General features: G+C 44.9%; 15 protein-coding genes and 1 pseudogene. 12 read left to right on the top strand and 4 right to left on the bottom strand.

The features are described from left to right. Positions 1-12: 12 nt before the first annotated feature. Positions 13-1371, bottom strand: a complete 1359-nt coding sequence (locus J7K63_04475) for a T9SS type A sorting domain-containing protein (protein ID MCD6234277.1) — start codon at positions 1369-1371, stop codon at positions 13-15. A 710-nt stretch (positions 1372-2081) separates the two neighbouring features. Here J7K63_04475 and J7K63_04470 point away from each other — a divergent pair. From J7K63_04470 to J7K63_04420, 11 genes and pseudogenes are all read left to right on the top strand, one after another. Next, a complete protein-coding gene (locus J7K63_04470; protein MCD6234276.1) occupies positions 2082-4382 on the top strand; it encodes a T9SS type A sorting domain-containing protein in 2301 nt (766 codons plus the stop codon). Between the two features lie 28 nt (positions 4383-4410). After that, positions 4411-5547: a beta-lactamase family protein gene (locus J7K63_04465; GenBank protein MCD6234275.1), complete on the top strand. Its 1137-nt coding sequence runs from the start codon at positions 4411-4413 to the stop codon at positions 5545-5547. A 67-nt stretch (positions 5548-5614) separates the two neighbouring features. After that, positions 5615-7195, top strand: coding sequence for a S41 family peptidase (locus tag J7K63_04460; protein ID MCD6234274.1), 1581 nt, complete (start codon positions 5615-5617; stop codon positions 7193-7195). 99 nt (positions 7196-7294) lie between these two features. Continuing rightward, a complete protein-coding gene (locus J7K63_04455) occupies positions 7295-7906 on the top strand; it encodes a MotA/TolQ/ExbB proton channel family protein (GenBank protein MCD6234273.1) in 612 nt (203 codons plus the stop codon). A 15-nt stretch (positions 7907-7921) separates the two neighbouring features. Beyond that, on the top strand, positions 7922-8320 hold the full coding sequence (locus J7K63_04450; protein MCD6234272.1) for a biopolymer transporter ExbD: 399 nt from the start codon (positions 7922-7924) through the stop codon (positions 8318-8320). Between the two features lie 13 nt (positions 8321-8333). Continuing rightward, positions 8334-8744, top strand: a complete 411-nt coding sequence (locus J7K63_04445) for a biopolymer transporter ExbD (protein MCD6234271.1) — start codon at positions 8334-8336, stop codon at positions 8742-8744. Positions 8745-8757: 13 nt separating this feature from the next. Then, entirely contained in the window at positions 8758-9414 is a 657-nt protein-coding gene (locus J7K63_04440) for an energy transducer TonB (protein MCD6234270.1), read from the top strand. Between the two features lie 87 nt (positions 9415-9501). Continuing rightward, a complete protein-coding gene (locus J7K63_04435) occupies positions 9502-11019 on the top strand; it encodes a carboxypeptidase M32 (protein MCD6234269.1) in 1518 nt (505 codons plus the stop codon). A 227-nt stretch (positions 11020-11246) separates the two neighbouring features. Further along, positions 11247-13037, top strand: coding sequence for a 2-oxoacid:acceptor oxidoreductase subunit alpha (locus tag J7K63_04430; protein ID MCD6234268.1), 1791 nt, complete (start codon positions 11247-11249; stop codon positions 13035-13037). Between the two features lie 2 nt (positions 13038-13039). Beyond that, positions 13040-13897, top strand: a complete 858-nt coding sequence (locus J7K63_04425) for a 2-oxoacid:ferredoxin oxidoreductase subunit beta (GenBank protein ID MCD6234267.1) — start codon at positions 13040-13042, stop codon at positions 13895-13897. A gap of 12 nt (positions 13898-13909) precedes the next feature. Next, positions 13910-15374: pseudogene (locus tag J7K63_04420) on the top strand (fumarate hydratase). A gap of 304 nt (positions 15375-15678) precedes the next feature. Here the strand turns inward: J7K63_04420 and queF are convergent. Genes queF through J7K63_04405 form a run of 3 tightly spaced genes read right to left on the bottom strand, consistent with a single transcriptional unit; the run spans position 15679 to position 17634 of the window. Continuing rightward, positions 15679-16059, bottom strand: coding sequence for an NADPH-dependent 7-cyano-7-deazaguanine reductase QueF (gene queF, locus J7K63_04415; GenBank protein MCD6234266.1), 381 nt, complete (start codon positions 16057-16059; stop codon positions 15679-15681). A gap of 34 nt (positions 16060-16093) precedes the next feature. After that, entirely contained in the window at positions 16094-17206 is a 1113-nt protein-coding gene (mqnC, locus tag J7K63_04410) for a dehypoxanthine futalosine cyclase (GenBank protein MCD6234265.1), read from the bottom strand. Continuing rightward, positions 17203-17634: a GNAT family N-acetyltransferase gene (locus J7K63_04405; protein MCD6234264.1), complete on the bottom strand. Its 432-nt coding sequence runs from the start codon at positions 17632-17634 to the stop codon at positions 17203-17205. Before J7K63_04405 ends, mqnC begins: the two co-directional genes overlap by 4 nt. Before the next feature lie 671 nt (positions 17635-18305). Between J7K63_04405 and J7K63_04400 the strand changes: the two genes are divergently transcribed. Further along, a complete protein-coding gene (locus J7K63_04400; GenBank protein MCD6234263.1) occupies positions 18306-20960 on the top strand; it encodes a valine--tRNA ligase in 2655 nt (884 codons plus the stop codon). Positions 20961-20966: the final 6 nt, after the last annotated feature.

Genomic DNA, 20966 nt, shown 5'->3' with positions numbered 1-20966 from the left:
AAAACGATCAGTCTATTTCATAAAAAGCATTTTCAGTGTGTACACCGCACAGTCCGTTTCCATCCTGCAAAAATAAATCCCTGAGGGGTATCCCGTTCCCTGAAAAGTCACACCATACATCCCCGGTGAAAAGGCGCCCTCCACTAGCGTTTTCACAAGTTCTCCCCGAATGTTGTATATCAGGATTTTTACAGGTGTGTGTTTTTGCACACTGAAACGAATGTGGGTTTCTGCATTGAAGGGATTGGGAAAGTTGGGATAGAGATCTGTTGTGTTGGGAATCTCGGGGGTTTGAATGGTTTGGATATATGATTTCAACTCTGTGCCAACAACCGTCAATAAAGGGTTACCGTCGATATTATCTTGTCCCAAAGCCCAGATGATAGCTCCGGCCAACCCGTGATTCAGGATGTAGTAGCATTTTTCGGTAATGGACTCTTGATCGTCATAGCTGATAATGCGGGTTTGATCGGGATGACTCAGCCAGGGCGTTTTTGTTTCTGTATCCCAGTGGCGAATCCATCCTTCTTTCAAAAGAGGCTCAATTTCATAGTATCGGCGCTGGGTACCACCTGTACTCATCCCAAACAGGGAAGAGGCTTGAAATTCCCATCCGTAAAAAGGAATTCCAATACACAATTTTTCCGGGGGAACTCCTTTATCGTACAAATAATGTTTTACCGACCGATCTATCCATCCCTGATCCGTTGTACTGATACTGCCGTACAAGGGGGCGTTGGGTCCTGCTTTACTCGTCCAGCTGCCGTAATAATCGTAAGTCATCACGCCAACCCAGTCAAGCACCTGATTCATCACTGTCCAGTTATATCGGTTGTTTGTATCGGTTGATGGTGCTGCGATACTCAGAAGAAGCGGCGGTTCCTGAGTTGAAAATGCTTCGTAGATTTCCTGAAATAAAAGGGTTGTATAAGATTGTTTATCCGGGGGTGGATATTCCCAGTCAATATCTGCACCGTCATAACCGTGCTCAAGACAAAAACGCGTCAGATTTTCTACAAAAGCTTTCCGAGCAATGGAATCTGAAGCTAACACGGTAAAACGAGGTGTTCTTGCCGGATCCCACCCTCCGACAGATATGGAAATTTTTACCTGGTGGTCATGACAGGCCCGGATAAGTTCAGAATCTTCTGTAAATCCACTGAAATCCAGGCGACCATCTTCATAAGGAAAAATAAACGCATGACACAGATGTGTCAGATGTTCAAAAGGGATTTCAGTGTGGGGATATGTGTACTTGTTCCAGCTGGGATAATACCCGATGATTTTGGGACCGGAAGCGGAAAATAATAAGGTTGACAGCAGGATCATATAAAGCCATATCGCAATAAGAATCTGTAATTTTCTCATCATGTTTAACCGGTCTGTATAAAGATATTGTTGTTACTCAAATTTAAGGATTGTCCGGTAAAAATGGGTGATTATGTTCGAATTTAACAAAAGAAATGAACCCCTTGTCTGATGACATTGGTTTTCGGGTTTGGGTTCATGAGAAAACAGGAATATGATGTCAAAAGGATATATGAATTACAATATAAGCTTGACATATATGCCCAGGACATGTATCTTACCCCCGGGGTGGGGGGCGATATCTAACCGAAATCATATATCCCATTTCTCTGATAATCCTGGTATGAAATCAATCCTCTTTAAGAAGTTAGCACCTCGATATGTCCGCCTGACGAAATTCAATCACCTCACTTCGTTCGGTATTCAATAACTGCTGAGTGGCTTCAACCGCTACTTCACAACGTTTAAAAATCCACGGGTCTTTTGAACGGCATTTTTGCCGATATGAGCAGACTTCGATTTTGCTCAGTAACTGTGCCCGTGCCAACTCTCGTCACACGTTATTCCCCAGTTACAAGTTCCAAGCTTCCCACTCGAATCAATCTCTCCCTCCGGGGGAGAAAAACTCAACATTCTCAACTAAAACTCACTACTCTCCACCCTCTACTCAATTCAGTTTTTTTCAAGGCGGTATATGAACGCTTGTCTTTTATTCTATGGGAAAGTTTCATTATATTGTCTTATTGCCGTTTGATAAATAATCGGAGGAGATATTGAGAAAAATTCGATTGATCTGCATCATGCTGCTGGCCGTATTTTATACTTTAAATCTTAAAGGGAATACCGGTCCTGTACTTTTTATTAACAAACCCGTGGATTACCAGCTGTTCACCCGGGATCAAACCGATTCAGCCAAGGTCCTTATTTCCGGAACGGTTACGGAAACAGGATATGATTCCATTGCCCTTGAGTGTTACAAAAATGATACTTTATACGATACTCAGGTCTCTTATCTCTCCTATTCGAACGATCAGGCTTCTTTCTTCTTTAAATGTCTGATTCATGCGGAATTAAGTACCTACGATTTTTCCTTGTTTTTAATAACAGAGGGTGTGAGAACGCCGGTTTGGACGGCAGAGAACATTGTTTGTGGAGATGCATTTATCCTGACAGGCCAGTCTAATTCACACTATGCATTTGCCTCGGATACCTGGCAAAACACTTTTTGTCGAACCTTCGGCGTGAAAACAGCGAATTCAAATTATAATGTATACAATCCTGCAGATACACTGTGGACCATGTCCTATGCGTATTCCTCTACAGGTCCCAATGTGGGATCTATGGGACTGGCTTTGCAGCGGAAAATTATGGAGGAAGAAGGAATCCCCACCTGCCTTTTCAATGGCGGAACCGGTGGCAGTTCTATCAGTGAACACTTTAAAAATGAAGAAATGCCCGAAGATCTGAATACAATTTATGGTAAATTGCTTTATCGGATCAGGAAAAGCGGTGTGACCCGTATTCGTGCTATTTTATGGCATCAGGGTGAAAATGATGCAGATCTGAATCCTGCATTGGCTTATCCGGAGCGCTTCAGCCGCCTGGTTCAGGCATGGCAGGAGGATTATACCCCGGAACGATACTATGTGTATCAACTCCGCCCCGGCGGCCCAGGGACGGCCCAGGGTGTTTTTCGTGAGATGCAACGGACACTGCCCGATTTCTTTCCGGAATATGATCTTGAAATCATTGCAACCTGCGGGCTCCCCGGGTATGATGGTCTTCATTTCAGTTATGATGGGTATATGGCAATGGCTGACCGGACCTTTGATCTGATTCGGACGGATTTTTATCATGCGTTGGATACACCGGGCATTCATTCTCCGGTTATTCAACAGGCAATGTATGACTACACAAAACAGCAGGTGATTCTTGTTTTTGATGAAGGACAATCTCTCCGGTGGCCCGATCCTGTCGGGGAGTATACGATGGAGAATTATTTCTTTCCGGAAGGAACCCGGGAAATGATATCCCATGGGGAAGCCAGGGGAGACTCCCTGGTTCTGACACTTCGCGGACCTAATTTTATATCCCATATTACCTATCTTCCCGATAACAGCTATTTCAACAGTATTGTTGAGTATCAGGGTCCCTGGGTGAATAATACCCATGGCAACAGTGCCCTGAGTTTTCACGAATTCCCTGTTGAACATTCAGAAAAATACGTCAAAATCACTTCTCCCGACGGCGGTGAAATCTGGAGTCCGGGAGCGGAACAAACAATAGAATGGATTTCGGAACAAACGGATTCTGTCTGTCTCGAATACAGCGTAAATGATGGAATGGATTGGCAAATGATCATTCATGGTCTTCCGGCCGAGGAAGGTGTTTTTACCTGGCAGGTGCCGAAAGTAAACAGCGAAACTTGCCGCATCCGTATCAGAGATTTCTCCGATTCCCTGATTGCCGATGAGAGTAATATGAATTTCAGCATCATTGAACAATCTGTAACACTTCTGACACCCAATGGGGGTGAATTGTTCACGGCAGGGGATACCATAATGATAACATGGACCAGCGCTTATGTTGAAAACGTAAAGCTGGAGTATTCGAATGACGGCGGGTCAGACTGGAACACAATCCGCTATCGGGTTGAGGCTCCCCTTGGTGCATACGACTGGATTGCACCGGATATTTCTTCCACAGAATGCCTTGTGCGGATCCTGGACCGGGATAGCGATGCTGCCGATACAAGCGATGCCGTCTTTACCATTCAGACCGGTAGTGAGATCAATATGGAAGTGTATCCTGAGATATTTGCCCTCCAAGCTGTATATCCCAATCCCTTTAATCCCCAAACCACCATTCACTTTTCCCTTCCGGAGGATTGCCATGTAGAACTTCGTGTGTTTGATGTCAAAGGGGAACAAGTTACAACTCTTGCAAATGTCACCTTTGAAAAAGGAACACACAGACTTGTCTGGGATGCTTCGGAATTCAGCTCGGGAATCTATTTTCTCACACTCCGTGCCGGAGGCCGTTATGCTTCTCAAAAATGTGTGTTGATAAAATAAATTGTGTGAATATTATAAAGGAATAATGATGCCGAAACGAATGCTATGGTATTTCATCTTTCTCATTATTGTTTTTGGCACGGGATGTGAGGAAGGAGGAAATACAGCACCTGAAACATCCGGGGAAGAGACAAACTATTTTGAAAGTCTCTGCGATTCAGTGGTTGATCAGACACCCGTTCCGGGGATCATTGCCGGATACTGGTCGGACAGCTCCCAAACAGCCTGGGAATATGCCACGGGATTTGCCGACCTGATGGAAGGAAAACCCATGGAAACGGATATGTATTTCAGGATTGCCAGCATAACAAAAACCATGGTCAACACCGTTCTGTTTCAGTTGATTGATGAAGGCCTGTTGTCCATGGAAGACACCCTGTCACAGTTCAGGCCGGACATACCCCATAGCAATTCCATTACACTCCTCATGTTATCGGACATGACAAGCGGCATAGCTGATTATTCCACACATCCCCATTTTATGCAAATGGCCCTGGCAGATCCTCTCCATATATGGCATCCCGATTCTCTGATTGCACTGGGAACCTCTTTAACACCCTTGTCCGAACCGGGAGAAAACTGGCATTACAGCAATACCAATACCATTATCCTGGGCCGCATTATTGAGCAAATTACCGGAAAATCCCTGGCAAATGAATTGAATGACCGGATTTTTGAGCCTTGCGGATTATTCCACACGACTTTTCCGGAGACAGGCAACGACATGCCCGAGCCCCATCCCAAAGGATATTACGCCGGGGATACTGGATATCCTGTCGACTGGTCAGAATCCTACGATATTTCCGTCGCCTGGGCGGCAGGTGCCGTGATTTCCACTCTCCGGGATTTACGGGAATATGCAGTCTTTTTAACTGACGGAAGCCTTATGTCCGCTGAAAGTCACGCATTTCGGTTGCAACATGAAGTACCGACAACAATTGAAGGAGGATATTACGGTCCTGGAATTCTTCGGTATGAATCATGGTATGGGCATCTGGGGGGGCTGCCGGGTTTTACATCCGTTATGCTTCGGAATCCCATGACAACAGAAACAATCATCATTTTCTACAATGCCCAGCTGAATGACCACCAGCCTGCAGATCTGGCTAAAAAGATGATTGATTATCTGTCACGTTCAATTCATGCCGGTTCCCGTACCGATTAAGGCTTTTGACTTACACGGTAAAAACGTATATTAACAATCTGGTTAACATGTGAAAATGATGAAAACAATGAAAAAGAAAATATTTCTCTCCACACTGACCATTCTGTTATTGGCAACAGCTATATTTTACCCCAAAATCTCCGCTTCAGTTGATGATTTATATTTGAAAATTGCGGTGATGAATGACATCATCTCCATTATTAATGAGAGTTATGTAGACGAGGTAGACTGGGCCAAAACAATGGAGGGGGCATACCGGGGGATGCTGGAAGAATTGGATCCCCACTCTGTCTATATCAACAAGGAAAAGCTGAAAACCGTTAAGGAAGAATTCCAGGGGAACTTTCAGGGAATTGGAATCGAATTTGATATTATTGATGGATACATCACGGTTATTTCACCTATTGTGGGCACCCCATCCGAACGGGTAGGCTTGCAATCCGGGGATAAGTTCCTCAAAATTAATGGTGAATCTGCTTATAAAATCACACAGGAAGAAACGTTTAAAAAACTCCGTGGACCCAAAGGGACATCCGTTACCCTCACGGTAAAACGGGTAGGGGAAGAAGAACCTTTTGAAGTGGAAATTATCCGGGATGATATTCCCATTTACTCTGTCCTCGCCCATTTCCTCGTCGATGAAAATATAGGATATGTCCTTGTGAACCGGTTTTCTCAAAAAACAGCCGAGGAATTTTCTGCTGCCCTTCATGATTTGGAAGCACAAGGCATGACAGCTCTCATCATTGATTTGCGCTATAACGGCGGAGGCTATATGAATGAGGCAGTGGAAATGCTGGATCATTTTCTGAATGCCGGTGACATGATTGTCTATACCAAAGGCCGTTTACCCAATGCCAACGAAGAATTTTATGCTACAGGGAAAGGCGAATTTAAAGATTTGCCCGTTGTGGTCATGATTAATCGGGGCTCAGCCAGTGCTTCGGAAATTGTCAGCGGAGCTCTTCAGGATCTGGACCGGGGAATGATTGTGGGGGAGACCAGCTTTGGTAAAGGACTTGTTCAGCGGCAGTGGCCTCTGAAAGATGGTTCGGCTGTCCGGGTAACCGTTGCGCGGTATTACACTCCTTCCGGCAGACTGATTCAACGTCCCTACAATAATGGTCTGCAGGATTACTATGAGTCCATTATTTTAGCGGATGAGGCTGATTCAACAGCTCATGATACAACAGATAAACCGGTTTTTAAGACCAGATCCGGAAGGATTGTTTACGGAGGTGGAGGCATTACGCCTGATGTGCTGGTTAAAAGACAATTGAACCTGTCTAAGTCAACAGTGAAGGTCTTTCAGCACAGCGACCGGCTCTTTTTCAAATTTGCTCAGGAATTGAGTAAAAAGTATCCTGATCCTCCTGCAAATGCCGAAACATTTATCTTCAACGCAGATCTTCCCGAAGGATATCTTGAGGATTTTCTGACCTTTGTTGGGGATAAGGTTGAATCCTTAACGCTTGAAGACCTGCAAAAAGACAAAGATTACATTGAGATGCAACTGAAATCGGAAATGGCTAAAATGTGGTGGGGTAATAACGCATTTTACAAAGCGCGTCTTCTTACTGATAATCAGTTTAAAGCTGCTCTGGAACACATTTCCGATGCTAAAAAACTGCCGGGATTAAAGCCTTGAACCGTGCTAAAAAGAATTGACATTAAACATTGCTTTGAGTAAAATGGCTGGCAATGATGTTTGAAACAACTTTTCAATTAAGATCGGAGGTTCATATCCATGGTTGAATTATTTGTAAAGGGCGGTCCGTTTATGCCCTGGATCCTTGGTGTGTTCATTTTTGGACTCATCATTGTATTTGAACGGTTTTATTCACTCACAGCTGCTGAACTCAGAACCCGCTCATTCCTGAAGAAAATTGAAACGATTCTCAGGGAAGAAGGACCGGAAGCTGCTAAGGAAGAATGTGAAAAATCCAGCAGCCCTGTTGCAGCGATTTATCATGAAGCCCTCAGCCGTATGGATCAGGGGCTGGAACGGGTGGAAAAAGTGATTGAATCTGCCGGTTCTCTGGAAATGGCATTTCTTGAAAAGAACCAGATCTGGCTTTCGACAGCTATCACAATTGCACCTATGCTTGGATTTATTGGTACGGTTTCGGGTATGGTAAGTGCTTTTAACGATGTGGCTGCTGCCAATGATATTTCACCCGCTATTGTGGCCAGCGGTATTTCTGAAGCCTTGCTGACGACATTGTTTGGCTTGATTGTGGCTGTGATTATCTCCATTTTCCAGAACTGGTTCATGAGCCGTATTGATAAAATGGTTATCGACCTGGAAAAAAGTGCCGTAACCCTGGTGGATGTATTATCCTTAAAAATGAAAAAATAAGGCCGGATTAAATCTATGCTTGTAAAAAATAGAAAACGTAAAAAAGCTGAAATCCCCTCGTCATCTATGTCCGACATTGCTTTTTTGCTCCTGGTCTTTTTTCTTCTGGTCTCTACCATCGATCCGGATAAGGGGATTGGATTCGTCTTGCCGGGGAAAGGCGGGGAATTTAAGGTGAATCCTAAAAATATCACGAATGTCCTGGTGAATGCTTCGGGACAAGTCCTTATGAACGATAAGGAAGTACAGCCCCGGGAAATCAGCCGTGAAGCTCAACGGCTCCTTTCACAAAATTCCCTGATGATTTTCTCTGTACAAACAGCGGAAAATACAAAATACCAGGATTATATTAAAGTGATAGATCAGTTGAAATTGGCGAATGCAACCCGTATTTCCATCGCCGATTCGGAATAAATAAGGCAATACTATGGCGATAAAGAAAAAAACAAAGCTGAAAGCTGAAATCCCCACGTCATCTATGCCTGATATTATTTTCATGTTGTTGATCTTTTTCATGATGACGACAACCATGCGCCAGTTTGAAGGATTGAAGGTGATTCTTCCACAGGCCCGTAAGATTGAAAAAGTAGAAACCAAACGGCATGTATCCTATATTTTTGTGGGACGAGACGGTGTGATATCTGTGGATGATAAACTGATCCAGGTGAATGACGTGAGAAAGGTTATGTATTCCAAACGTGTGGCCGATCCCCAGCTGATCGTATCTATCAGAGCGGACCGGAATGTGCAGATGGGGGTTATCTCTCAGATTCACAATGAACTCCGTGAAGCCGATGCGCTCCGGGTGAATTATTCAGCCACCACAGCTAATTACTAATGGAGTACAGTCAATGTCTGTAAAACAATTCGAAAGATTCAAAGAACGGTCCGTGTTTGTGGCGGAAGTATCCAGTATTCTGGTGGTTTTCCTCCTTATCCTGATTTTTTACTTTGTACCGAAATTTGAATCAGATTCTACAATCGAAACAACAGGGCCCCAGATTCAGATTGAAGTGATGGATATCCCGCAGACACAGCAGGTTCAAAAATCCGCGCCTCCTCAACGCCCCACAGTTCCCGTAATGAGTGAAGATGAAGAGATTGCGGAAGATATTACTATGGAGGAACTGGATTTTGAGGATTTTGAACTAATGGATGCGCCTCCACCACCACCGGAGGACACAGAAGATGAAACAGGCCCCAGAGTCCGGTTCATTCCTTATGATGAACCTCCCGAACCTATTGGCGGCGCCAACGCCATCCTTCGTAATATTGTGTACCCGGAAATTGCCCGGGAAGCCCAGATCGAAGGGACGGTCATTGTCCAGGCTTTTGTGAATGAAAAAGGCATAGTGACCGATTGTGTGATTATGAAGGGTATTCCCAATACAGGTCTTGATGAAGCCGCGATTAAAGCCATTAAAAAAACACGGTTTAAACCGGCTAAACAGCGGGATCGTAATGTGGGCGTCTGGATTGCAATTCCTGTTGTCTTTAAACTGAAATAATCCGTCCCCTTTATGGCGGAGTATCTGTTTACATAAAGCACACTTGGTTTCCTGAGTGTGCTTTTTACATTTTAAGGAGAGAGAAAAATGAAAGAAAACCTGAAAGTACTTAAAGACCTGCTTAAAGAGTATGCTAAAGCCGAATCGGTTCAGGCACTGGTTCAGTGGGATCAGGAAACTTATATGCCGGAAGGTGCAGGCGAATTTCGAAGCGAACAATTGGCATGGCTCAGTGCACTGGCTCATGAAATCCATACCGGTGAAAGGTTTAAAAAAGCTTTGGGAAAATTGGTGGATCTGAATACGGGTAATATTCTGAATGATGAAAGTGACAAAGAAACATCGAGGTTGCTTTATCTGATTTGGAAAGATTATCACTATGCATCGGTTCTGCCGGCCTTATTCGTTGAGGAGTTTTCCAGACTGACATCCCAATCCCAGCAGGTTTGGGCAAAAGCTCGGGTGAATAATGATTTTAAATCCTTTCAGCCCTATCTTGAAAAAATAGTGGATATGTGCCGTAAACAGGCTGATTATTATGGATATACCACAACACCGTATGATGCCCTGATGGAACAATATGAACCGGGGATGACAACAGAAACGGTAACAGCTCTTTTTTCAGAATTGAAAGACGGTTTAATTGTTCTTCTGGACAAAATTAAAAATTCGGGGGATAAACCGGATGACCATATTCTGAGAGAGTCATTTGATACGACCCATCAGTGGGCTTTCGGGCTCGAGGTGGTTCAGAAACTGGGGTATGATATGTCACGGGGACGCCAAGACCGATCTGCTCACCCTTTTACAACAGGTTTTCATCCGACGGATGTACGGATTACAACCCGGGTCTTTGAAAATGACATGAAATCAGCCTTTTTCTCAACGGTCCATGAAGCCGGTCATGCCATGTATGAACAAGGACTTCCTGTTGAACACTTTGGCACACCGTTTGGACAGGCCGCCAGTTACGGCATCCATGAAAGCCAGTCCCGCCTGTGGGAAAATATGATTGGCAAAAGCCTCTCTTTCTGGAACCATTTCTATCCCCGACTGAAAGAGCTCTTTCCCGTACTCAAAAAAACATCTGTCGATGATTTTTACCGCATGATAAATACGGTGGAACCTTCCCTGATCCGGGTGGAAGCCGATGAAGTGACATATTCCCTGCATATTATGCTTCGGTTTGAAATAGAAAAGATGCTCATCAATGAGGGACTCAAGGTGACCGATTTACCGGAAATCTGGAATACCAAAATGAAAGAATACCTTGGGGTTATCCCGCCGGATGACAAAATGGGCGTCATGCAGGATGTCCACTGGTCTATGGGAGCTGTGGGTTATTTCCCATCTTATGCCCTGGGAAATCTTTATGCCGCTCAATTCCTTAATCAGGCAATCAAGGAACATCCCGGTTTTTGGAATATTATCCGGGGCGGGGAGTTTTCAATTCTTCTGAACTGGCTGAGAGACAATATACATAGCCGGGGGCGCCGCCTGGATCCACTGGATCTGGTAAAATCGGTGACAGGCGGTAAATTATCACCAAAGCCCTTCCTGAAATATCTTAATGAAAAATATAAAGTGATCTATAATTTGTCTTAGATCTGACGATAAATCAACAACCCTGTCCGGTATTGCATGCGAAGCTGAACTCTTCCTTGTTTCATTCCATGCTCTTTGGTAACTTCAAAAGCTTTGAAAAATGGGCAGGGTTCCGTTTGAAAGCAGCTGTCAATCAAATAGCAAATGAGGGTATATTGCCGTATTACGGACAGTGTCCGTAATGTGGCTGATATCACCAAAAAGATGAGGGAGGAAGTATCGCAGGCATGGCACGTAATAATAATAATATAGTAATCGGCATTGCGGGCTCAGGAGGGGATGGTGTGATCAGTGCCGGAGAAATCCTGGTCAACGCAGCATCCAGCGATGGGTTGTTTGTCTTTATGCTTAAGAGCTATGGAGCACAAATCCGGGGAGGTGAAAGCTCGGTCCGGGTCCGGATGAGTAGCGAACCGGTAGCAACCCAGGGAGATAAACTGGATATTCTGGTTGTGTTCAGTTGGAAGGATTTTCTGAAATTTCAGTCCGAAATATTGCTGGAAGATCATGTGGTGATTCTCAGCGATTTGGAAGATTCTTTTCCTGAAGAGAATATTCCGATACCTGCTGATAAATTAAAGAATTGGTATAAAGTTCCCTTTAATCAACTGGCAACAGATGCCGCAGGGACATCCCTGGCGAAAAATATTGCCATGCTTGGAGTTATCTCAGAACTTTTCAACCTGCCGAAAACCGCTCTGGAAAAATCAATAAAGAAAAAATTCGGTGGGAAAAGGAAAGATATTGTTGAAATGAATCTCAATGCCCTGAAAGCAGGCCGGGATTACGTAAAAAAAGACATTGAAAAAAAAGATTCCGTCCTTTTTGAATACACACCGGGTGAACCCCGCATTGTCATGGAAGGAAACGAAGCTACAGCCTTTGGAGCCCTCTATGCCGGTGTTGAATTCTATGCCGGTTATCCCATTACTCCCTCGACGGAAATCATGCACTGGCTATCTGTTTATCTTCCCCGGTACAATGGAGTGGTAATTCAGATGGAAGATGAACTGGCGTCTATCAATGCCGTGGTGGGTGCCAGTTTTGCCGGACGCAAGGCGATGACCGCAACATCAGGCCCCGGAATCTCCCTTATGTCAGAAGGAATCGGACTGGCGGGAATGGCCGAACTCCCCATTGTGGTGATTAATGTCCAAAGAGGCGGTCCTTCTACGGGACTACCAACGAAAACCGAACAGGCAGATCTCATGCAGGCTATCTGGGGAAGCCATGGTGATGCCCCCCGGGTGGTTATTGCTCCTTCAGATGTTGAGGACTGTTTTGACTGTACTGTTTTGGCTTTTTACATCGCTGAAAAGTATCAGCTTCCCGTTATCGTTCTTTCCGATGCTTTTATTGGTCACAGGAAGGAATCCATCAATCCCAATCGGATCAGGGACTTGAAATATGGTTTTAAAAAAATCAACCGCAGGATAACTCCTACAGAAAAAGAATTGGAAGATTATCATCGGTTTAAAGTTACGAAAAACGGGATTTCTCCCGTTACCTGGCCCGGCATGGAAAATGGCATGTACCAGGCGGCTGGTATTGAACATGATGAAAAAGGGTTTCCCTCATCCGATGTTTCTGTCCACGCCGGAATGACGAAAAAACGCTGGGAAAAATTCAGGGAAATCAAACGGGAATTCTCCTTTGAACGCTTTTACGGTCCGGATGATGCCGAGCTGGGTATTATTGCCTGGGGATCCACAAAGGGCGCTGTAAAAGAAGCTGTAGCCAGGGCAAACGCGAATGGAATCAAAGTACAGGCCATCATCCCGCAAATTCTGTATCCTTTTCTTATTCAACCTTTTCATGATTTTCTGGTCAATAAAAAACGTGTTATTTTTGTGGAGATGGCGTACGCTGGAGCCTTTCGCCGCTATCTGAGAGGATTTGTCCGCTTTGGTGATTTTGGCGTGGAAACGGTTTCTTACCGTCAGACGGGGGGAATTCCCTTTACTGTAGGACAGATTTACGATAAAATCGTTGAAGAATATGAAAAGAAGGATGCCTGAGCATGGATGAAGCTAAATATTCTCTGAAAGATTATAAAAGTGACCTGAAACCAATCTGGTGCCCCGGATGCGGTGATTACGGTGTGCTGAATGCCCTGATGCAGGCACTTGTGAAGCTACAAATACCTCCTCATAAAATGGCACTTGTCTCTGGAATCGGTTGTTCCAGTCGTTTGCCCGGATACGTGAACACCTACGGGTTTAACGGAATTCACGGCAGGGTCATTCCCCTGGCGACCGGAGTCAAACTTAGCAATCCGGATATTAAAGTGATTGCTGTAGGTGGTGATGGAGACGGATTTTCCATTGGCGCAGGACACATTCCCCATGCCGCCCGGAAAAATATTGACATAACCTATATTGTCATGAATAATAATATCTATGGGCTCACAAAAGGTCAGGCTTCACCAACCACACCTGTCGGCGAACAGACAAAAACAACTTTTTATGGAAACATGGATGAGCCCATCAACCCTGTTCGGATGATGATCGCTTATAAGGCCTCTTTTGTTGCGAGAGTTTTTTCCGGTGATCCCAAAAATACTATTGATGTTATTTCTCGGGCTATTCAGCACCGGGGATTTTCCTTTGTAGAGGTCCTGAGTCCTTGCCCCACATTCAGGGGAATGGAACAGTTTAAACTTATCCGGGAAAAGGTCCGTCCTCTTCCGGAAGATTATCAACCCACGGATGAAGTCCGCGCTTTTGAAATTGCCAATGATAATGATTTCATTCGCCTGGGAGTCATTTATCGTCAGGATCGCCCCATCTATACCGATATTATGCGTAAAATGCAGCAGGTTTCTGAAAAAATGGGGAAGCCGGAAATTCTTGACCTTTTGAAACAGTTTGAACCATGAGTGTAAGCCTCCATGACACTTCAATTTCAGGATAATGCGTTTCGAAAAGCGGTTCTGGAACTAATTCGCCGTACATCCACCGATCTGGCTCCGGATGTAGTCCGGGCAATTCGGGCTGCCAGAGAAAACGAAGTTGAAGGGAGTGCGGCCCGTGGAGTGCTGTCAGCGATCCTCAGAAATATCGAAAGAGCCCGGGAAAAAAGCACACCGATCTGCCAGGATACAGGGACCAACATTTATGAAGTAAGCCTGCCTTCGGGTGTTTCTATGCGAAGGATTGAAAAATTGATCCGTGAAGCAACACGTGAAGCTACGGATAAGGTTTATCTGCGTCCCAATGCCGTTGATCCTGTGACTGGGAAAAATTCCGGAGACAATACAGGTGAGTTAGCCCCCTATATCTATTTTAAGGAATGGGATGAACCGGCTATCAATGTAAAGCTGCTACTGAAAGGTGGAGGATGTGAAAATGTTTCTATACAGTACACTTTGCCGGATATAACACTAAAAGCAGGCCGGGATTTGGAGGGCGTTTATAATGCTGTAGTCGATGCAGTCGTTAAGGCTCAGGGACAGGGCTGTGCCCCCGGGATTCTTGGCGTTGGTGTGGGGGGAGACCGGTCCAGCGGGATGATGCTGGCAAAAAAACAGCTTTTCAGGAAACTGGATGATTCACATCCTGATCCGAAACTGGCAGAACTGGAATCCCGCCTTTTGCGGGATTTGAATACACTGGGTATCGGCCCCATGGGATTCGGAGGTAAAACCACCGCCCTGGCAGTCAAAATTGGTGTGGCCCACCGCCTGCCTGCATCCTTTTTTGTCTCGGTGGCCTATATGTGCTGGGCAGACCGTAAACACAGCATGCGCTTTTCACCGGATGAGGTGATCTATGATTGAATTGAAACTTCCCGTCGATGAAAAGTCAATCCGAATACTCAAAGTCGGTGATGAGGTATTATTGAACGGACGCCTGGTAACCGGCCGGGATGCAGCTCATGCCTGGCTTGTGAAAGAAAAACCCGATTTTGTCCGGAATCTGCTGAAAGATACCATGATCTATCACTGCGGTCCCGTTGTAAAGAAAACCGGAGATAGCTGGGAATTTGTGGCTGCAGGACCCACTACATCCATTCGTGAAGAACCCTATCAGGGAATTGTTATTCAGGAATACGGACTCCGCGGAGTGATTGGTAAAGGGGGAATGGGGCAAGGGACCCTTAAAGCCCTGGAGGAAAACGGTGCCGTATATCTTCATGCTATCGGTGGACTGGCTACTCTGATCGCCGAATCGGTTGTGAAGGTTTATACAGTGCTCAAACTGGAAGAATTTGGCGTACCGGAAGCTATGTGGGTGATTGATGTCCGGAACTTTCCGGCAGTGGTAACTATGGACTCCCACGGCGGGTCTCTCCATGACAACATTTTTATTCAATCTGACAAAATTCGAAAGAAATTACTGAATATTGATATCTAAACCTCAGTGTTGCTGCGCTCCGGATGCCTGGTTTATGGTTTCATGAGTGTTGCGGGTTACAGGCTGCAGAGTTATGAATCCATGGGTTCATAAGCTCATAAGTTGGGTCAGAATAAAGGATATATTTATAAAATTCTTATCTCACTATATAGAATGATGATTATATATATGCTCCCCCGAAGATAAAATAATCCTGTCTACAATCAAATGCAAGATAATATTATTTTTAATATATCTTATTTTTATTCTTTTGAATTTTCGTACCCTCACCTCTCCGTCTACCCCTCGTATCAATGGGCCATTCTCAATTTCCGATAACACACGTCGTTTCTATCCCCCCCCGGACATTATAAATTGTTTTAACTTTGAGTTTTTTAGGGGCGAGTACTTTTTTAAGATCCTCATAAACCCGATTGGTCATATCTTCTTGATAAATACCGACATTGCGGAATGAAATGAAGTAGTATTTCAGAGATTTAAGCTCGATAATTTTATCACTGGGGATATATTCAATGGTCACATGGGCAATGTCCGGTAGTCCGCTGTAGGGACACACAGCGCTGAATTCGGGATACTCCAGAGTTATGACCTGCTCATTACCCGAATAGGGAATAGGTTCCAGCAGGTCTGTCCGGATTTTCTCCGGTTTTTCAAAGGGCAGGGATAAACCATCTGCTTTTGCCATTATGGACTCCTTATATACTGAGTTTTGTATTGGATTATTGTCCAATCATTTCATAAGCCTGATTCCGGCGGACCGGGATAAAACCTTCAGCACGAATGAATTCTTCCATTCGTTCAGGGGACATTGAAAATTTAACGCCGGTTGCGGCGACGACATTTTCTTCGATCATTGTTGATCCGAGGTCGTTACATCCCATGTGGAGTGCAAGCTGACTGATCCGCTCCCCCTGAGTGACCCAGCTGGCTTGAAGATTGGGAATATTGTCCAGCAGGATGCGTGATACAGCCACTATTTTCAGATATTCGAAGGAAGATGCTTTTTCCCCTCCCAGCCGGGTTTGGGCGGGCTGATAAACCCAGGGAATAAAAGCGGTAAAATAACCCGTTTTGTCTGAATCCTGATCTGTGCTTTGCCGGCGGGCTATCGCCTTATCCTGTAGGGCTCTGATTTTCAATAAGTGCTCCAGCCTTTCTTCCGGGGTTTCCCCGGCACCGAACATCATGGTAGCAGTCGTGAGGACTCCCAGCCGATGGGCTGTTTTCATCACATGAAGCCAGGCATCACTGCTTGCTTTTCTGTGGGCATTCATTCGTTTTCGGGCCGTGTCGACCAAAATCTCCGCACCGCCTCCGGGAATTGAATCCAGGCCTGCAGCTAAAAGCCTTTTCAGGGTTTCTTCCACAGAGAGTCCGGATTGTTTTGAAAGAAAGAGAATTTCAGGTGGACTGAGTCCGTGAATATGAATAGGGTGCTCCTTTTTGATCCACTGGAAAAGGTCTTCAAACCATTCCAGCGTTAATGCAGGATTCAAGCCACCCTGCAAAAGGATCTGAATTCCCCCCAGGGATTTCGTTTCCTCAATTTTCTCCGCCAGTTTTTCACGGGACAACACATATCCTTTCTCAGATCCCGGCGGACAATGAAAGGCACAGAATGCACAACCGGCCGTGCAAATATTGGTGTAATTGATATTTCTGTCTACAATGTACGTTATGCGGTTATGGGGATGAAAACGTCTGCGGAGAATATCTGCTATGACGGCCAGTAAGGAAAGATCATGGCAGCGCATCAGCATTAACCCTTCTTTCCGGTTTATGCGTTCTCCGGATTCGATTTTTTTAAAAAGGGGATATATGTCTGCTGTCAATTATCTGTCCGCAGGGTTTTGCTCATCATAATCAAATCATCCCGGCGATACCAGCCAAGTTTTTGATAATAACTTTCCACTTCAGCATTTTCCGTTTCAATAAACAGATGGATTTTTACAACGTCCATTGACCGGTATTTCTCTTCAAGGGTTTTTAAAAGGAAAGTTCCAATGCCGCGATGTTGATACTCAGGAAGGACCGCAAGGTGGTGGATATATCCGCGCCTGCCGTCAAAAGAACCCAAAACCGTTCCAACAAGGATTCCCTTCTGTTCTGCAATTAAAAATAATTCCGGATGTTTGTCCAGCATCCGGTGCAGTTCTTCTCGTGTGTCCGAAAGAGATAGATAAAGTCCGGCAGCTTTCCAAAGATTTTGTACTGCCTCATAATCAGAGATCCTGTATGTCCGAATGGTGAATTTCTTCATGCCGAAATTTAGAAAAATTCATGACAAACTGAAATGAATGAATTTGGAAAAAATCAAGGGGAAAATTCAGAAAAATCTCCCAAAAAATCTTGCAAATCGGTGAAAACTCCAATACTTTGAATTAGATGGCCTGCAGCCAAATTTTTTGAGAATCAACATTGAATCTATGGGAACCAACGCTCATCCCGGCGGAAGCCAGGCCTCCCGTGAGAGGAAGGCTGAACCCGGGGGCAGGTACCCACCGTGACAAACGGATTCATCAAAAATATGTGCTGCAGGCTTTTTTTGAATGAAGAATGATAAATTATGAATGATGCATTGAGTTGAGTGTTGATATTTGGGGGCGAAAGGGACAAAATATAAAAGTACGGTGTCATGATATAAACTTTAATCACACTTGTTTATATATTATAAATAATATAATCTTGCTTTTTACCGGGTGTGGGCTTATTTTAACCTCTTGGGGACTTACGAGTAACCTTCTTCCTATATAGGGATAGTAGAATTTATCACCAACTGTTATCTGCGTACTGACTCTTCAACCCATGAATCCATAAACATGAGCAAAGCGGGTAACCTCTTAATGTCCCAAGGTTCCATTTCCAATTCTCAAATTTGTTTTATAAATTAATAAATTATTGACAATCGAAAAAAAGGATGTGCACCTATCTATGAAAGAATTATCCAAATTATACGATCCCAATCAGGTTGAAGACAAATGGTACAGAGTGTGGACAGAGAAGAATTATTTCCATTCCGAACCAAATCCGGATAAAAAACCTTATACGATCATGATTCCACCACCTAATGTGACCGGAATGCTGACCATGGGACACGTTTTAAATAATACTCTTCAGGATATTCTGGTTCGCAAAGCTCGCATGGAGGGATATGAAACTCTTTGGCTGCCGGGTACCGACCATGCGGGAATCGCGACTCAGACTGCTGTGGAAAAAGATTTGCGCCGAAAGGGAAAAAGCCGGAAAGAGTATTCCAGGGAGGATTTTCTGAAACTTGTGTGGGACTGGAAAGCCCGGTACGGCGGGATTATTATTAAACAACTGAAAAAATTGGGGGTCTCCTGTGATTGGTCCCGCGAGCGCTTTACTCTGGATGAAGGACTCTCGAAAGCGGTCCGGGAAGTTTTCGTGCGCTTGTATGAAAAAGGCTATATTTATAAAGGTACCCGCATTGTGAACTGGTGCCCTGTTTCACTGACAGCGCTTTCCGACGAAGAGGTGATTTATAAGGAAGTCCACGGCCACCTGTGGCATATCCGTTATCCTCTGAAGGAGGATCCTTCCAAAGGCCTCACAATTGCCACAACCCGGCCCGAAACCATGCTGGGGGATTCGGCTGTAGCCGTTCATCCTGAAGATAAACGATACAGGGATTTTATTGGTAAAACCCTGATCCTGCCTGTGGCTAACCGGGAAATTCCCATCATTGCCGATGCGTATGTTGACCGGGAATTTGGGACCGGCGCCCTGAAAATCACGCCCTGCCACGATCCCAACGATTATGAAATCGGTCGGCGCCACGATCTGCCTTTTATCAACATTTTTAACCCCGATGCCACTCTGAATGAATCTGCCGGGACAGATTATGAGGGATTAACACGGGAAGAAGCCCGGAAGAAAATTGTTAAGGAACTGGAAAAACAGGGTGTCCTTATAAAAGTAGAAAAGTATATCCATAAAGTAGGTTACAGTGAACGGGCCGATGTTCCAATCGAGCCCCGGGTTTCGGAACAGTGGTTCGTGAAAATGGAAGAGCTGGCCAAACCAGCCCTGAAAGCGGTCAATGAAGGGCACATTCAGTTCAGTCCGAACCGTTGGGTGAAAACCTATAATCACTGGCTTGAAAATATAAAGGATTGGTGCATCAGCCGTCAATTGTGGTGGGGGCACCGGATACCTGTGTTTACTTGTAAGGCCTGTGGCTGGGAAAATGCTCTCCGGGAAGATCCTGAACGGTGTCCGAAATGCGGTTCAGAAAAAATTAAACAGGATGAAGATGTTTTGGATACCTGGTTCAGCTCCTGGCTGTGGCCTTTTTCCACTTTAGGATGGCCGGAAAAGACGGATGATCTGAAATATTACTACCCCACGAATGACCTGGTAACGGCACCGGATATCATCTTTTTCTGGGTTGCCCGCATGATTATGGCCGGGCTCGAATTTGCAGGCGAGATTCCTTTTAAGAATGTTTACTTTACCGGACTCATTCGTGATGCCCAGGGACGGAAAATGAGCAAGTCTCTGGGGAATTCTCCTGATCCCCTCGATTTGATTGACCGCTTTGGCGCCGATGCCCTGCGGTTCGGGATCATGCTGATTGCACCTCAGGGACAGGATATTCTCTTCGATGAAAACCGGATTGAAGTCGGGCGGAATTTTATGAATAAACTCTGGAACGCCAGCCGCTTTGTCCTGATGAACCGCCCCCGGGATTATGATTTCAAAACCTATAATCCCTGGAATAAAAATCTGGAAACACCGGACATCTGGATTCTGGGTAAGCTGCAGGACACGATTAAATCGGTGAATAAAAATCTGGAGAAATACCGGTTTAATGATGCAGCCAAGGATATTTATGATTTCACCTGGAGCTACTTTTGCGATTGGTATATTGAACTGATCAAATCCCGCTTTTACGGGGATGATCCCGATAGGAAAAAGAGTTCCCTGGGTACGGCTGTCTTTGTGCTTAGAAACATTCTCAAACTCCTTCACCCCTTTGCTCCCTTTATTACTGAAGAAATCTGGCAATCGGTCAAACAAGAGGATGAACCGGATATTGTGATGAGCGATTGGCCGGAAATTCCCAGGATTCCCGGTGTGGATAAGACAAATGAAGAAATGCGGCTCTTGATGGATGTGATTACGGCAATCCGAACCATCCGCAGCGAGATGACTGTCCCTCCCTCCAAAAAAGCTGATGTCCTGATTCATGGAGGAAACACTTTTCAAAGGGATATCCTCCGGGAAAAAGAAGAATATATCCGTGCCCTGGCGAAAGTCCGGAGTCTGACTATTGAAGAAAATCTTGAAAAACCGAAACTCAGTGCCGCTGCAGTCGTTAAAAACCTTGAAATTTATGTCCCTCTGGCAGGCCTGATTGATGTGGATAAGGAAAAGAGCCGGTTGAAAAAAGAGATTGATAACCTGGAAAAACGCCTGTCCGGCGTGCGGAACAAATTGCTTAATCCCAATTTTGTCCGTAAAGCCCCGGAAAATGTCGTTCAGTATGAACGGGATAAGAGAAAATCCATGGAAGAAAATCTCTCCCTGCTCAGGGCAAATCTGGCACGCCTGGACGACTAAAGGGTT

Source organism: Candidatus Neomarinimicrobiota bacterium (genome assembly GCA_021157965.1).
Lineage (GTDB): Bacteria > Fidelibacterota > Fidelibacteria > Fidelibacterales > Fidelibacteraceae > Fidelibacter.
Note: the sequence above shows the minus strand (reverse complement) of the source record. Positions and strands in the feature narration are given on the sequence as shown.

What these genes read in the sequence shown, in the direction of transcription:
- J7K63_04475 (MCD6234277.1), bottom strand. Translation starts at nt 1,371, where the DNA reads ATGATGAGAAAATTACAGATTCTTATTGCGATATGGCTTTATATGATC.
- J7K63_04465 (MCD6234275.1), top strand. Translation starts at nt 4,411, where the DNA reads ATGCCGAAACGAATGCTATGGTATTTCATCTTTCTCATTATTGTTTTT.
- J7K63_04460 (MCD6234274.1), top strand. Translation starts at nt 5,615, where the DNA reads ATGAAAAAGAAAATATTTCTCTCCACACTGACCATTCTGTTATTGGCA.
- J7K63_04455 (MCD6234273.1), top strand. Translation starts at nt 7,295, where the DNA reads ATGGTTGAATTATTTGTAAAGGGCGGTCCGTTTATGCCCTGGATCCTT.
- J7K63_04450 (MCD6234272.1), top strand. Translation starts at nt 7,922, where the DNA reads ATGCTTGTAAAAAATAGAAAACGTAAAAAAGCTGAAATCCCCTCGTCA.
- J7K63_04445 (MCD6234271.1), top strand. Translation starts at nt 8,334, where the DNA reads ATGGCGATAAAGAAAAAAACAAAGCTGAAAGCTGAAATCCCCACGTCA.
- J7K63_04440 (MCD6234270.1), top strand. Translation starts at nt 8,758, where the DNA reads ATGTCTGTAAAACAATTCGAAAGATTCAAAGAACGGTCCGTGTTTGTG.
- J7K63_04435 (MCD6234269.1), top strand. Translation starts at nt 9,502, where the DNA reads ATGAAAGAAAACCTGAAAGTACTTAAAGACCTGCTTAAAGAGTATGCT.
- J7K63_04430 (MCD6234268.1), top strand. Translation starts at nt 11,247, where the DNA reads ATGGCACGTAATAATAATAATATAGTAATCGGCATTGCGGGCTCAGGA.
- J7K63_04425 (MCD6234267.1), top strand. Translation starts at nt 13,040, where the DNA reads ATGGATGAAGCTAAATATTCTCTGAAAGATTATAAAAGTGACCTGAAA.
- queF (MCD6234266.1), bottom strand. Translation starts at nt 16,059, where the DNA reads ATGGCAAAAGCAGATGGTTTATCCCTGCCCTTTGAAAAACCGGAGAAA.
- J7K63_04405 (MCD6234264.1), bottom strand. Translation starts at nt 17,634, where the DNA reads ATGAAGAAATTCACCATTCGGACATACAGGATCTCTGATTATGAGGCA.
- J7K63_04400 (MCD6234263.1), top strand. Translation starts at nt 18,306, where the DNA reads ATGAAAGAATTATCCAAATTATACGATCCCAATCAGGTTGAAGACAAA.